13 protein-coding genes are annotated in these 13746 nt (G+C 62.8%); 6 read left to right on the forward strand and 7 right to left on the reverse strand.

Going from position 1 to position 13746, the window contains the following annotated elements; genetic code table 11:
• The first annotated feature begins 32 nt into the window (after positions 1-32).
• Positions 33-377 carry a DUF1491 family protein gene (locus AB7813_RS00620; RefSeq protein WP_309944772.1) on the forward strand — a complete coding sequence of 115 codons (345 nt, stop codon included), beginning with the start codon at positions 33-35 and terminating at the stop codon, positions 375-377.
• On the opposite strand, the gene AB7813_RS00625 is transcribed toward AB7813_RS00620, so the two are convergent.
• Complete coding sequence (locus AB7813_RS00625) at positions 374-1351, reverse strand: DUF2336 domain-containing protein (protein WP_439083660.1); 978 nt, start codon at positions 1349-1351, stop codon at positions 374-376. The genes AB7813_RS00620 and AB7813_RS00625 overlap by 4 nt on opposite strands.
• A gap of 269 nt (positions 1352-1620) precedes the next feature.
• On the opposite strand from AB7813_RS00625, the gene AB7813_RS00630 reads away from it, so the two are divergent.
• Positions 1621-1827: a hypothetical protein gene (locus tag AB7813_RS00630; RefSeq protein WP_068730489.1), complete on the forward strand. Its 207-nt coding sequence runs from the start codon at positions 1621-1623 to the stop codon at positions 1825-1827.
• Positions 1828-1843: 16 nt separating this feature from the next.
• Positions 1844-2635 carry a hypothetical protein gene (locus AB7813_RS00635; RefSeq protein ID WP_439083659.1) on the forward strand — a complete coding sequence of 264 codons (792 nt, stop codon included), beginning with the start codon at positions 1844-1846 and terminating at the stop codon, positions 2633-2635.
• 30 nt (positions 2636-2665) lie between these two features.
• Here the strand turns inward: AB7813_RS00635 and AB7813_RS00640 are convergent, their stop codons facing one another.
• Entirely contained in the window at positions 2666-3646 is a 981-nt protein-coding gene (locus AB7813_RS00640; protein ID WP_439083658.1) for a sterol desaturase family protein, read from the reverse strand.
• Between the two features lie 133 nt (positions 3647-3779).
• Positions 3780-4496 (reverse strand): outer membrane protein, encoded by a 717-nt coding sequence (locus AB7813_RS00645; protein WP_439088983.1) that lies wholly within the window; start codon positions 4494-4496, stop codon positions 3780-3782.
• 28 nt (positions 4497-4524) lie between these two features.
• Here AB7813_RS00645 and AB7813_RS00650 point away from each other — a divergent pair, with 28 nt between their 5' ends.
• Complete coding sequence (locus AB7813_RS00650) at positions 4525-5976, forward strand: helix-turn-helix transcriptional regulator (protein WP_439088982.1); 1452 nt, start codon at positions 4525-4527, stop codon at positions 5974-5976.
• Positions 5977-6079: 103 nt separating this feature from the next.
• Here AB7813_RS00650 and AB7813_RS00655 read toward each other — a convergent pair whose 3' ends face one another.
• The 3 genes from AB7813_RS00655 to AB7813_RS00665 are packed head-to-tail and all read right to left on the reverse strand — an operon-like array spanning position 6080 to position 9546.
• Positions 6080-6658 carry a DUF1254 domain-containing protein gene (locus tag AB7813_RS00655; protein WP_089267023.1) on the reverse strand — a complete coding sequence of 193 codons (579 nt, stop codon included), beginning with the start codon at positions 6656-6658 and terminating at the stop codon, positions 6080-6082.
• The gene (locus AB7813_RS00660; protein ID WP_068730494.1) at positions 6655-7233 is read right to left on the reverse strand and encodes a DUF1214 domain-containing protein; all 579 of its coding nucleotides are present in this window, start codon (positions 7231-7233) and stop codon (positions 6655-6657) included. Before AB7813_RS00660 ends, AB7813_RS00655 begins: the two co-directional genes overlap by 4 nt.
• 24 nt (positions 7234-7257) lie before the next feature.
• Positions 7258-9546, reverse strand: a complete 2289-nt coding sequence (locus tag AB7813_RS00665; protein WP_089267024.1) for a transglycosylase domain-containing protein — start codon at positions 9544-9546, stop codon at positions 7258-7260.
• 291 nt (positions 9547-9837) lie between these two features.
• On the opposite strand from AB7813_RS00665, the gene AB7813_RS00670 reads away from it, so the two are divergent.
• Positions 9838-10350 carry a YcgN family cysteine cluster protein gene (locus tag AB7813_RS00670; protein ID WP_068730717.1) on the forward strand — a complete coding sequence of 171 codons (513 nt, stop codon included), beginning with the start codon at positions 9838-9840 and terminating at the stop codon, positions 10348-10350.
• Positions 10351-10543: 193 nt separating this feature from the next.
• Complete coding sequence (locus AB7813_RS00675) at positions 10544-12154, forward strand: MDR family MFS transporter (protein WP_439083655.1); 1611 nt, start codon at positions 10544-10546, stop codon at positions 12152-12154.
• A gap of 20 nt (positions 12155-12174) precedes the next feature.
• Here AB7813_RS00675 and AB7813_RS00680 read toward each other — a convergent pair whose 3' ends face one another.
• Positions 12175-13662, reverse strand: coding sequence for a serine hydrolase (locus AB7813_RS00680; protein WP_439083654.1), 1488 nt, complete (start codon positions 13660-13662; stop codon positions 12175-12177).
• Positions 13663-13746: the final 84 nt, after the last annotated feature.

The following is a 13746-nucleotide window of genomic DNA, read 5'->3' on the forward strand; positions in this document are numbered from 1 at the left end:
GCCAGCCCTGCGGCTGGCTTATCGTCGATTCCATGAGATTGAAGTCAGCAATATGGGTGGCCGCATATCTGCGCCGCTGCCAGACCGAAGGCGTGTTCGGCGCCGTGCGCCGTCGTGGTGCGGAGGAGGCGGGCGCCGTGTTCGTGAAGGTCGCGCTGCTGGATGGCACCGCGATGCTCTACACGCCGGCGCCGCAAACCGCCTATGACGAGAGCCGCCCTGTCGATCGCGTCTTCGCAGCCTCACCGCCGCAGCCCGTCGAAGAACGCAAGATCGAAGAGCGCTTGCAGAAGGAGATCTCGTTCGATCCCGACGTGTGGATCGTCGAGACCGAGGACAAGGCCGGACGGCATTTTCTCGAATTGGCGAAGGGCTAGCGCCCCGACGAATTCCGCGTCACGCGCGTGATATCCACATCCGGCTGGACGTTTGGCCGTGCCTGCGGCGCGCTCGGCCGTGCGCGATGGCGTTCGTCGTCATAGAGCGCGGGCCGGAACTTGGCGCGCGTCGCGGCCATATGCGCGCCGCGCCAGGCGGCGACCATGATCAGCGCCGAGCGTTCGCTCAGCACGTCATACATGCGCGCGATCCGGTAGACGTTCGTCACCGAGGTGCCGAATTCCGGATTGAGGAACAGCAGGACACGCTGGAAGATGTCGCTCCGCATGCCGAGCGCCTTGGCGCAGCAGGCGAGGGGCTCGCCGCCGGGATCGCTGACGACCTGCTCGGCAATGGCGGCGGGCAGCATCAAGGCTTCGCTCAGCTCGCGCGCAAAGTTGTCGCGGTCTTCGGCGAAGGCGGCCATTTCAAGAATGTGCATCGCGCGTGCGGCGCGCGCTTGCGGAATTCGGGCGGAGGATCGCAGCGGCGTTTCGGCGAGGTTATGCAGGATCTGCGCACGCTCGCTGCTCGATGCGGCAAAGAACAGCGTACTGATCTCGGACGCGTCCCTGGGCGCCATGGCCATATTGGCGGCGACACGCATCTGCGCTTCGCTCGGCTGCTTCACGGGCGGCGCGGGAGATTCTGCGGCGGAAATGGGCTGCGCGAGCGGCACCGATTGGCCGGGTTCGGTCGGGTGCAGATTGAGCCGGTTGAGGATCGCGCGCGGGGTGTTCGGATAGATCGACAGCCGCGCACGCACCGCGGCGCGGGTGGCGTCGTCGACCTGATCGATCAGGCGCGCGGTGAGTTCGACGAACTGCTTCTCTTCGTCGATCGTATGGTTCGGTGCCTGGACATAAAGATCCGTCAGCACGCGCAGCAAGGTCGGTCGCACGTCCACACCTTCGCGACGCGAGAGCGTCAGCAATCCGTCAAAGCCCGGAAACATTGGAGGTGAGGCAGGCATGGCATACGCTTACTAAGGGAACCTTGCCTCAAATTATCGCGGACGCATTAATATGTGTTTAACCATGGGCCGTTGGCCGAGGCAGATCTGATTCCGACGAGTCGGTTCAACGGTCCAGGTGCGAGCGGAGCGTGCGTTCGTTGACATCGCGCGGCATCGACGAACCGTTGTTTCGATGATACCTGTGGCGTTAACACGCCATTAACCATGACTGTCCTTAATGACCGTGCGTCGGCAAAACGGGCGAAGCGGCGCGGAGAGACTGGATAATGAGCACCATCATCAAGTTCCCGGCGGATGCGGCAGCGCGACGGCTGGGCGTGAATGTGGCGCCGTCTCCCCGCGAAACTTCCGCCGAAATCCTGATCCTGCCGGTGATCCGAATCGAGCGTCAGATCGACGACAGCAATGGTGGCAGCGGCCCGGAAGAGGGCACTGCGCCGGGACGCCGCCGCAAGCGCCGCGCCCGTTCCTGACCCCGGACCTGTTCTGATGTCGGCGATATCCCATCCGAACCGGATACGGCTTCGGCGCAAGACGTCGTTTCTTGCGCCGTGTTTCGTACTTGCGAGCTTGATCGGCAGCACGCTCGGCGGCTGCGCCGGCGGCGATTTCGGCCGTACCCGCAACAATGCGGTGACCGACGACATGCATCGCTGGATCGGCGTCGAGGCCACCGGCAGCGTCGGCCTGAAGTCGTCGGAATTCCAGCTCACCGATCTCGAACGCCAGATGCGCGATCTCGCTTATCCGCTGATCGAGCCGCCGCATTCGCGCCCTCTCTGGAAGAGTGTGTTCGGCGACTACAAGCCGATCGCGTCGCCATGGCGGCAGAACGTCACCTTCGATCGCACGGCCTATGGTCGGCTGCTGATCGACGAGCCACATCGCTCGCATACGTCGCGCTACAGCGTGCTGATGGATGACGCGCGCGACGACATCCTGCGTTTCGAGGGATTTTATGCGACGGCTGCAAAGGTCGTCGAACTCGATCGCAAACGTAATGCCAGCCTGAAGCTGGTGTCGGCGCTGGAGCCGAAGGAGCGCGCCGACGCCATCGCACGCATGGATGAGAACGCGCTGATCGTGCAGTGGGTCGAGCAATGTCTGCAGCGCCGGGTGTCGTCCTATAAGTGGGCGCTGGAACGCATGGTGATCCACGCCCCCGATGGCATGGCGTCCAGCGCCGATATGCTGATCGGCGAATTGGCAGCGCAGACCACGGCCATGGCCGGCAGCCTCACGCCGGTGCGCCCCGGCAAGGTGCTCCAGGTCGGCGGATAGCTGGACGTGTAGGGCTGGAAGTAGGGTGGATTACGCTTCGCTGATCCGCGCCACAGCGTCCGACTTTTCAACTGGATTCACCTGATCGTCCGGCACGATCTGACGGCCAAGAATCTGTCGCGCGCCCTTGCGCGAAAACGGCTGCACGATCTGTCCCAGAAAATCCGACGCAACCTTGCCGCTGATGCCGAGCCGATCCGGCGACGCCTTGGCGGGATTGAGATAGGTGCCGAACACATGGTCCCACACCATGATGTTCTCGCAATAGTTGCTATTGCCTTCCTTCAGCGTCTTCGAATGATGCCAGCGATGCAGTTTTGGCGTCGCAAAGATCGGATCGAACAGCGCCGTGCGCGTCTCCACATTGCAATGGGTGAGCAGGCCGGTGATCGCAGTCACCGCGCCGACCCACAGGAACACCGGCAACGGTGCATCGAGCAGGTAGAGCGGCGCCTGGCTGAGCGCCATCTTGATCAGCGAGTCGATCACATGGAAGCGTCCTGTGTTCACCACCCAGAGCCGGACCACGCTGTGATGAAGCGCATGGAAGCGCCAGAAGAACAGGTTTTCATGCGCGATCCGGTGTGACCAGTAGAGCCCGAATTCGGCAATCACCAGCGCGAGCACGACCTGCGCGATCAGCGGCCACTGTGTCGGCCACAGATGCGAGGCATGATCGTCCGCGCGCGTTACGGTCGCCACCGCCATCGGCACAATCGAGGTCGCCGCGACGGCCAGTTGCGCCGCCCCCTTGGTCAGCAACGTGTGACTGAGGTCATTCAGCGTTTCGCCATCATGCTCCAGCCACTCGGCGCGATGCGGCGTCATGCGTTCGAGCAGCACAATCGTCAGCAGAAGCGCGGCATAGACGATATTGAACCAGAACAGCGGCGCATTGCTGGCGAAAGCCATGCCGGCACCGAGCAGCGCCCCGAAATACAGCAGCGGCCACCAGATCAGGGACAGGAAATAGCTGACGGCCGTATCGGACGGCTCTTGGTCGTGTTGCATGGAGGCCCCGCATTCGCGCCGATTCGTGGGTCGACAATGGATGCGGAGCTTCGCTGCGGGAGATTGCAGGCAGATTACGCCAGAGGGCTCCCTGGACGTTTTCTATGCGGAATAACGTCACGCCGAGGTCGTCTTACAGCTGATAATTCACGCCAATGCGGACGATATTGCCTGTGACGTTCGAATTAACGCCCATGATCGGTTTTCCTGGCCAGGCCGCGAAGGTGGCCTTGCTCAACGTCGTATCGCTGATCGTTCCGAGATCGAAATGCAGATATTCAACCTTCGCGGTCCAGTTCGATGCGATCTTCGATTCCACGCCGCCGCCGATCGCCCAGCCGATCCGTGTCTCCGATGCAGACCCTGCGGAGCAGAGAGCGTTCCGGGCACATGGAAATGTCGGCTCCGGCACAAGAGCAGACGAGACTTTCACGTGGCCGTAGGCCAGACCGCCGGTAGCGAAGAACAATGTCTCCGGTGTCACCAGATAGCCCAATCGTGCACGCGCGGTACCAAACCAGCTCAGCTCGGTGTTATGGCTGGTCAGAGTTTCCGGATTGGCACCAATCTCCGGGGCGTAATAAGTGACGCCCGCGCCCATTTTCGAATAGGACAAGTCTGTTTCCAGACCTGTTACCCAACGGTCGATCAGCCAGTTGTAGCCGATTTCAGCGCCACCGATGAATCCATCGAAGCGGGAATTGAGCGACCGGGGCATCGTGCCCTGCGACAGGAAAAATGGCGTGATGATCGTGTCGATGGCCGTAATGGTGGACGCACTTTCGGTCCAGCCATAGCCCAAGGTGGCGCCGATATAGGCGCCTGTCCATGTCACGATTGGTGGGGACACTGCCGCCTTGTAGTGCGGTTGAGCGAGATTGTCCGCGGCCAGCACGGGCGTTGACGCAAGCAGAACGCAGCCGATCACGCAGGCCAACTTAGCGGATTTCGACATCGAGCTCTCCAGTACTTCGAGACGTGACTTCCAGACGTGCGGGCCCGCCGGACAAGCAGGCCGCTCATTCGCGCTCCCGAAAAGTCCAGGGTCGCCATCGCCACTGCTAAGCGTTGCAGGATTCCGTGTCGTCACCCCGAAGTATGATGTGGTAAAATATGCTGCGTGTGCGCGTCCGGAAATTGACTTCGACCTCGCCCTGTCACACCAGAGCGCGCGCCATCACGGATTTGGAATGTTCATGGACGATGTCGACAATGACGTGCTCTCTTCAATCATCGGAGATATCTACGACTGCGTTCTGAACCGTGAGGGATGGTCGAGCGTTCTCACCCGCATCACGCAGACGATGGACGCGGCCTACACCACGATCGCACTAGCCGGCACGTCGGACAATCACGGCCGGTTTGCTGCCCAATCGCCCTGGGATGCCGAGCGCATGCGCGCGCTGCAGGACTACAGTTTCGATGATATTCCGGGCCTGAAAGCTGCGGTGGTCGGCGATATCGATACGCCCGTATCCACGCTCTCGCTGATGCCCGAAAGTGAATTGCAGCAGACCGCGTTCTTTCGCAATTGGGCCGGACCGCAGGGATTGCGGGAAGGGTGCATCGTCAAGTTTGTCCACACGCCGGATCGCATCGGTCTGCTCGGCTGCACCACCTGGGCGGACAAGGCTGCCGTATCTGCCGAGGATCAACGGTTTCTGACCTTGCTGTCTCCGCATTTGCGCAGGGCCGCGATGATCAGCGACCTGCTCGACGACGTGCGCGTGACCGCGCAGCTGTTTCGTGAATCGCTTGAGAACCTCGCGGTGCCCGTCGTGCTGACCGACGCGGCCGGATCGGTGCTCCATGCCAATGCAAGTGCCGAACGCATGTTCGCAACTGATGGTCCGATCCTGCGTCAGGGGCGAACCATTCAGGCACAGAACGCATTAATGGGCGATGCCTTGCTGCAGGCGATCGCAAGCGCTGCATCGGATCTCTCGCTCGGCGCTAAAGGCATTGGCTTGCCGGTGTCGGCGGCAGGACAACCGCCCGCTGTCGCCTATGTCCTGCCTTTGACTGCTGGTACGGCGCGTGCCGCTTTCCGCCCCGCATGTGCGGCCGTCTTCGTCTCGACAACGACCTCGGCCTCTCCAATGCCGGAAGCCGTGTTGACGACGCTGTTCGAGCTCACGCCCGCCGAAGCGCGCGTGCTCGTGAGCGCCGGAAAGGGGCTCAACCCATCCCAGACTGCTACTTTGCTTGGGATCTCAGAGAATACGCTGAAGACACATCTTAACCGGATCTACGCCAAGACCGGCAGGTCACGGCAGGCCGATCTCGTGAAGCTCGTGGCGGATATCGGCACGCCGCTGGCAACGGGATAGCGCACGTAGGATGGGTAGAGCGCAGCGAAACCCATCATATACACACGACGACATGATGGGTTTCGCGAAGACGCTCTACCCATCCTACGATGACGATCGCTTATCAGCGCTTCCCCTTCACCGGCGCGGCCGGCGGATCGGTCTGCACCCGACAATTCGATGCGGCCAGCGACGCCTGGGCCTGGATCATCAGGCCGGGTTCGGCGGCGAGCGCCTTCAGCACGATCAGGCCGGTCGCGGTCGGCGAGTCGATGATGAGGCGGTCGGCGGACGTGACGTCCTCTTCCTCGGGCAGGGCTTCGTGCTGCGCCTCGGTCATCAGATCGAGCTCGATGACGCGGCGGCCGGCGGAGCGGTCGTTGATCGCGTAGTAAGCGACGTCGCTGCGGGTATAGAACGACACCGACGTGTAGGACTGGCTGACCGGCACGGTGAGCTTGATCGGTCCTTTGGCCAGGTCGTAGCGGCAGACCGCCATGGCGAAGGCCGGGTCCATGAATGGCAGCAGCGCATTGGCCGGCTCGGTCTGCGGCAATGCTGTCACCGCATTTTCTTTCGTCACCGAAGCGAGGCGCGAATAGGCGTCCTGCGTCGCGATGCGCGGCAGCGCCAGCACGCTGACAAGGTGCACGATGCCGCCAAGCACGACACCCCCGATGAGCGCGAACATCAGCCGGATCATGGGCAGCTCACCGTGGCGATGGCGGGCATCGGCGCGTCTTTCTGCGTCCGGGTGGCAACGCCAACCGGCGTATCGTACAGCCGCAGCATCAACACATAACGTTCCAGCGCTGATGTCGGCAGCCAATTTCCGGCGCGCGAGCGTGCAGCGATGCGGATCTCGAACGCGCCGTCGGCATTGCGCACCACTTCCTGGCTGGTGAAGCCGTAGCGCTGCAATGTGTTGGGCACCAGGCGGCCCTTGGTGTCATAGAGCGAGAGCGTCCAGAAACGCGCAGCCGGTGTCACGCCTGACACGACGATATCGCAGCGACCGTCTAGCGGCTTTTTCTTGTCATCGGTGGTGGCAGTGAAAGTGACGCCGTCGCCCGTGCCGATCGGCAATTCGCCCGACCGTGCAATGGACGCCCGCGCATAGGGATCGATCTCGCTGGTGCCGGTGCGTGGGCGCGCCGTCCATGCACCGATGGTGAGTGTGCCAAGGTCTGTGCCGCGGGTCGCGGTGGTCCAGGTCAGACCGAGACCGACAGCAGTGGCGATCGCGAGCGCCAGAAGCGTGAGGAAGATCAGCCGCACGTGCGCACCGTCATGATAGCAGCTTCAGTTCTTGCGCGACGCGGGGGCGGTTGCGGATGTGGTCGTTTTGGCATCCGGTGCATCATTCGCCGACGCGTAGCTCTCGGGGAAGGCCAACGCGGAGGAGGCGCGGGGCTTCAACGGTTCGTTGGATGATGTGCGGCCGGCGGTCTTGCCGGCGTCGTCGAGCAGCTTCTCGACACGCAGCAGGACGTCGGCGCCGCGGCGCGTCAGCACCGGCGGCGGGCCGGGCTTGGCGTCCTGCGCGTTGGCGGCCATGACGGATGAGGCGGCTGCGGCAGGATTCTTGGTACCCGCGCCGACACCCGGGATTTCCTTGATCTCGATGCCCTGATGGGCTGCGACCATGATGTCGTGCCATGTCTGCGCCGGCAGCGAGCCGCCGGTCATGCGGTTGGTCGGCGAGTAGTCGTCATTGCCGTACCAGACTGCGCAGCTGAAGTTGCCGGTGTAGCCGACGAACCAGGCGTCGCGATACGCATTGGTCGTGCCGGTCTTGCCCGCGGTCGGAATGCCGTCCAGCGCCGCGCGGCGTGCGGTGCCTTCGCTGACCACGTGGCTCATCATGCCGGCCATATCGGCGGCGACGGAGGCCGGGATCGCCTGCAACTGTTTCGGGCCGTCGCGGTCGAAGCGCCAGACCAGATCGCCGGCGCCGGTACGGACTTCCAGCACGGCATGTGGCTTCGACGATCGGCCTTTGTTCGGGAAGGTCGCATAGGCGACGGCGTGTTCGAGCACGGTGACTTCGGTGGAGCCGATCGGCAGCGACGGCGTATCAAGCAACGGCGCCGTGATGCCGAAGCGGCGCGCGGTCTCCACGATCTTGACGCGGCCGGCCTTGGCCGGATTCTGCGCGCCCTTGCCGAGCGCAATCGAAATCTTCACCGGCACGACGTTGATCGAACGGGTGATGGCCTGCGTCAGCGTCACGTTGCCGGAATAGGAGTGGCCGTAGTTCTGCGGGCACCAGTTGCCGATACAGACCGGGCCGTCGAGGATGATCGAGGTCGGCTTATAACCGTTGAGCAGCGCCGTCGTGTAGACATAGGGCTTGAACGACGAACCGGGCTGGCGCATCGCGTCCACCGCGCGGTTGAACTGGCTTGCGCCGTAGTCGCGGCCGCCCACCATGGCGCGGACGCCGCCTTCGAGGTCCGACACCACCGTGGCGGCCTGCGTCGCGTGATAGTCGCGGCCGAACTGGCGAAGCTGGTTTTCGACGGCGGCCTCGGCGGCGCGCTGCACATTCATGTCGATGGCGGTGCGGACCACGAAGACGCGTTCGACATAGGACTTCGGGAATGTATCGACGAGCTTGCGCATCTCGTCGAAGGCCCAGTCGAGATAGTAGTTCGGCGAGATTTCCTGACGACGATCGACGGCGACGGCGGGATTGCGCCGCGCACCGAACACCTGACCTTCGGTCATGAAGCCGGCATCGACGAGGTTGTCGAGCACCACGTTGGCGCGGGCGCGGGCGGCGGGCAGGTTGATATGCGGCGCGTATTTGGTTGGGGCCTTGAACAGGCCGGCGAGCATCGCGGCTTCCGCGAGGTTCACGTCGCGCGCGGATTTGTTGAAATAGAAATGCGCTGCGCCGTCGACGCCGAACGTGCCGCCGCCCATATAAGCGCGGTCGAGATAGAGCTTCAGAATTTCGTTCTTGGTCAGGCGGGTTTCCAGCCAGATGGCCAGGAACGCTTCGTTGACTTTGCGCTCGATGGTGCGCTCGTTCGACAGGAACAGATTTTTCGCGAGCTGCTGCGTCAGCGACGAACCACCCTGGCGCACGCCGCCGGCCTGCGCATTGGTGACCAGAGCGCGCGCGGTGCCGGCGATGTCGATGCCGAAGTGATCGTAGAAGCGGCGGTCCTCGGTGGCGAGGGTGGCCTTGATCAGGTTATCCGGGAAATCTTCCAGCGGAATGGAGTCGTTGTGCTTGATGCCGCGGCTGCCGATCGGATTGCCGTAGCGATCGAGGAACGTCACCGCGAGGTCGGATTTCTTCAGCCAGTCTTCGTCCGCAGTTTCGCGAAACGCCGGCTGCGCCAGCGCCAGCATGAGGATGAGACCGCCCAGGCCGATGGTGGCCATTTCCGACAGCGGCTCGATGAACACCCAGCGCTTCCAGCGACCGACATAGAAGCGGTCCATGAAGGTGGAGTAGCGTTCCCACAGCTCGCGGGTGCCGCGGCCGGACGAGAACAGGCCGGAATCGATGCGCGCATCCAGATCCAGCAGGAAATGCCGGAATTTGGTCTTCCAACGGGATGGCACGATCTGAGGCACAGGGGCCCTTGGTTTGTTGCAGCGTTCGCGTGCACCCACCGGCACCGCGCGGACGTCATGCTGAAATAATGCGGCAACCCGGCGGCAGGTTTGCGGCCGCCGGAGAGTCGTTCAAGTTCTAGCCGAGCAGGGCGGATAAACCAATGGCATTGCTTATCATTTGCACGACAGGGCTAACAGCTTGGCGGTTTTGCCCTTGTTTGCGAGCCGGCCGACACGATGTTGCTTGCAGAGCCTGCACCGCAACTCCTAGAAGGGCGTTTCGCCGCAACCTGGATCGATTCAAATCGCATGACCGCGCGTCCCCCGCGTCCTTCCGCACAGGAGGGAATGTTCTGGAAAACCAAGACGTTGGAAGAGATGTCCGGCGCCGAGTGGGAAAGCCTGTGCGACGGCTGCGGACGTTGCTGTCTGGAAAAGCTGGAAGACGAGGATACCGGCAAGATCTATTACACCCATGTGTCCTGCCGATTGCTCGATGCGGGTCTTTGCGCCTGCAAGGATTATCCGAACCGCTCCGACCATGTTCCCGATTGCGTGCGGCTGACCCCGGACAATGTCCGCACCCTGAGCTGGCTGCCGCCGAGCTGTGGCTACAAGCTCGCAGCCGAGGGCCGCGATCTCTACTGGTGGCACCCGCTTATCTCGGGCAGCGCCGACACCGTCCATGAAGCCGGCGTATCGGTCCGCGGGCGGGTCGAGGGCAGCGAGGACACGATCTCCGACGACGAGTTGCAGGATCACATTGTGACCTGGCCGGCGCTGCTGCCACGCAAGGCGAAGCTGAAGAAGCGGCCGGCGTAGAATCCGCAGCGCGCGGTGTCCGATCACGCGCATATGACGGTCAGATGATTGCCGCGGGACGCTCCCATGCAAGGAAACAACTGTTGCTGTACGGAGCAGGGGAATAGATTTCTTTCAAAGAGAGTCTGTGCGCGGGAGTTCGCGCCGATATGGCTCTCGGGTTACCTCCCAAGTCCTTTGAATCCGAAGTTTCATGAACAAGTTCGAGCGACAGAGCCGGTCAGCGGCCGATGATCAGGTATTGCCCGAGGAAATCTCGTCGGATGAGCTCCTGTCGGACGAAATCGCGCAGGAACTGTCGCGGATCCCCACAGAAGTAATCGAACCCGGCGACGCGCCTACTGTGAAGGCGCCGCTGACCCCCGCCGAAGTCCGCACCATCCTGATGAGCCTGCTGCTGACCATGTTCCTGGCAGCGCTCGACCAGACCATCGTCGCCACCGCGCTGCCGACCATCGGCCGGCAATTCGCCGACGTGAACAATCTCTCCTGGGTCATCACCGCCTATCTGCTGGCATCGACCGCGGTGGCGCCGGTGTTCGGCACGCTCAGCGATATCTATGGCCGCCGCGCCATGATCATCACCGCGATGTCGCTGTTCATGGTCGGGTCGATCCTCTGCGCGTTAGCGCCGAACATGATCGTGCTCATCATCGCACGCGCGCTGCAGGGCCTCGGCGGCGGCGGCATCCTGCCCATCGTGCAGGTGGTGATTTCCGACGTGGTCTCGCCGCGTGAGCGCGGCCAGTATCAGGCTTATTTCAGTGGCGTGTGGGTGGCGGCCGGCATCGGCGGCCCGATCATCGGCGGGCTGTTCGCCGAACATCTGCACTGGTCGATGATCTTCTGGATCAACATTCCGCTTGGCGTGGGATCGCTGGCGCTGTTGTTGCCGAAGATGAAGAAGCTTCCCGTGTTTCATCGTCGCCGCAAGGTCGACTGGCTCGGCGGCATGCTGCTGATGGCCTCCGCCGTTGTCTTCATGCTGGTGCTGACATGGGGCGGCACCAAATTCTCGTGGGCGTCGCCGACCATCGTCGCGATGATCGGCGCAGCAGCGGTGATGGCGTTCGCCTTCATCTGGCATGCGATCCATCACGACGAGCCGTTCCTGCCGTTGCCGCTGATGTCCGGCTCGGTGGTGCCTTTCGCCATGGCCGCCGGCGGCTGCGCGATGGGCGCGATGCTCGGGCTGACCGTGCACATGCCGCTGTATTACGAAGTCGTCTACGGCCTGACCGCAGGCGAGGCCGGCGTCGCGCTGATCCCGATCGCGGCGGTGTCGGTCGGCGGCGCTGCCTTTGCCGGCCACATGATGACCAAGGCGAAACACTACAAGCGCGTGGCGATCGCGGGCACCGCTATGTCGGCGCTGATGGGTCTGCTGCTGGCGCTGATGACGCCGTTGCCGCTCTGGGCGCTGCTCACGATGCTCGGCCTGTTCTCCATCGGGCTTGGCACGGTGTTTCCCGTCAGCCTGGTGTCGATCCAGAACGCCGTGCCGCGTCCGCAGATCGGCACTGCCACCGGCGCGATGAACTTCTTCCGCGCGCTGATGGCGTCGTTCACCGTCGCTGCTTTCACCACCATCCTGTTGATGGCGCTGGGCACGGACATCTCGATCTCAGGCGAACATGCCGCCAGCACGCATCCAATCGCGGCCAGCGATATGGTCAGCGCCTTCCGCTACGTGTTCGAAGCAGCGGCAGCCCTGCTGGCGCTCTCGACACTGTTCCTGCTGCTGATGGAAGAACGCCCGCTGGCCGGGCCGGCAAAGGCGAAGCCGTCACTGGTTTCGGAGTAGGGCGAAACCGTCATCCGACTTCAGGCATGCCCCGCTGCAATGCGTGTGAAGGCGATGTCCTTGACCAGCGGTTCGAGCGGGACTGCCACGCTCGCAATATTCCCGTCTTCGCCGGCGGAAAATGAGAGGGAAAGCCGGCTCGGCATCAGGCCGCCGGGCGACGCAGGTGTCTCTGGCAGCTCGAACGTGTCCGAGTTTCGATGCGTGAGCGGCTCCGCCATGCCGCGAAACGCCCAATGCAATTTGCCTTGGGCATGCGTGATCGTCATCCGGCCGTAACCCGGATGCTCGTAGTCACCGGCATAATCCGCGAGGTCACGGTGCGGCTCGGTGGCCGGCGTCGGTGCGGCTTTCCCAGCCTGCAGCCAGGACTCGTATTGCGTCACGAAGTTGCGGCGTTGCTCGCGGAAGCGACCGAAGCAGGGTACCGGTTCCTTGCCGCAGACGCGGTCGAAGACATAGTTCGCGAGGATGTGCGGAGCGAGTATCGGAGTCATGCCGTTGTTGGCGAGCACCGCGACACCGACGCCGCGATCGGGCAACATCATCATCAGCGCGTTCGTGCCGGTGAAGCCGCCTCCGTGCCATACGACGCGCTCTCCGCGATACCAGTGCGAGCGAAAGCCGAAACCGTAATGCACATCGCTGTATTCGGCGAAGCCGGTTGCCCCGACATATACCCGCGGCTTCTGGAGCTCCTGTATCAAGCCGGATGACAGAAGACGTTGTCCTTCAAACGAGCCCTGGCCGAGATGAAAACGAAGCCAGTTCGCGAAGCTTGCAATCGACGTGCTCATGCCGCCCGCAGCCGGCACGCTGATGGGCCAGAGTTTCGTGCGCTGACAAGTGTCTCCCATCATCCCGTAGGGCGCGGCCGCGTCGGTGGCTGCGGCAAATTCCTCCACAGTAAACGTCACCTTCATGTCCAGCTTGTCGGTCAGTGCGCGGATGAATTCGGCCCAGCTCTGGCTGCTGACGCGCTCGGCCACCATGCTCGCAATGAGGTAGCCGAGGTTCGAGTACTGAAAGGCGCTGCGAATGTCGGCGCTCGGTTCGAGATAGCGCAGCGCTGCCAGCATTTGGGCGGGTGACAGATCGCCGGGCAACCAGATCCAGTCGTGACGTGGCAATCCGGAATGGTGGCATAGCAGGTCGCGCACCGTGACGCGGTCGCTCGCAACGGCGTCATAGAGCCGGAATTCCGGGATGTATTCCCGCACCGGCTTCTTCCAATCCATGCGTCGCTCGTCAACCAACAAAGCCAGGCCCGTAGCAGCGAACGACTTCGAGACCGACATGATTTGAAACTGCGTATCCGTCGTGACGTTCAGGCCGGCTTCGATATCGCGAAGGCCATAGGTCCCGACGAACGCAACCTCCAGGTCTTGCACGATAGCGACGGCGAGGCCCGGGACCTTCCACTCCTTCATGACCTCTACGACAAGATGTTCGAATTCGGGAATGAACGCCGCGACGGATTGGCTGCATGCGACAGGTTCAGATGCCATTGGGACAAGCCTCGACACTTCTGGTTAAGTGCAAGCTGAAATGCAGACGATAGTCCCGCTGCTCCGGGCGAGCGCACACATGGT

Origin of the sequence: Tardiphaga sp. 20_F10_N6_6, assembly GCF_052076045.1 — a bacterium.
Lineage (GTDB): Bacteria > Pseudomonadota > Alphaproteobacteria > Rhizobiales > Xanthobacteraceae > Tardiphaga > Tardiphaga robiniae.

Bases quoted from the DNA above. Each gene is read 5' to 3' on its own strand.
- AB7813_RS00635 (WP_439083659.1), top strand. From the start codon at position 1,844: ATGTCGGCGATATCCCATCCGAACCGGATACGGCTTCGGCGCAAGACG.
- AB7813_RS00680 (WP_439083654.1), bottom strand. From the start codon at position 13,662: ATGGCATCTGAACCTGTCGCATGCAGCCAATCCGTCGCGGCGTTCATT.
- AB7813_RS00630 (WP_068730489.1), top strand. From the start codon at position 1,621: ATGAGCACCATCATCAAGTTCCCGGCGGATGCGGCAGCGCGACGGCTG.
- AB7813_RS00670 (WP_068730717.1), top strand. From the start codon at position 9,838: ATGACCGCGCGTCCCCCGCGTCCTTCCGCACAGGAGGGAATGTTCTGG.
- AB7813_RS00625 (WP_439083660.1), bottom strand. From the start codon at position 1,351: ATGCCTGCCTCACCTCCAATGTTTCCGGGCTTTGACGGATTGCTGACG.
- AB7813_RS00675 (WP_439083655.1), top strand. From the start codon at position 10,544: ATGAACAAGTTCGAGCGACAGAGCCGGTCAGCGGCCGATGATCAGGTA.
- AB7813_RS00655 (WP_089267023.1), bottom strand. From the start codon at position 6,658: ATGATCCGGCTGATGTTCGCGCTCATCGGGGGTGTCGTGCTTGGCGGC.
- AB7813_RS00640 (WP_439083658.1), bottom strand. From the start codon at position 3,646: ATGCAACACGACCAAGAGCCGTCCGATACGGCCGTCAGCTATTTCCTG.
- AB7813_RS00620 (WP_309944772.1), top strand. From the start codon at position 33: ATGAGATTGAAGTCAGCAATATGGGTGGCCGCATATCTGCGCCGCTGC.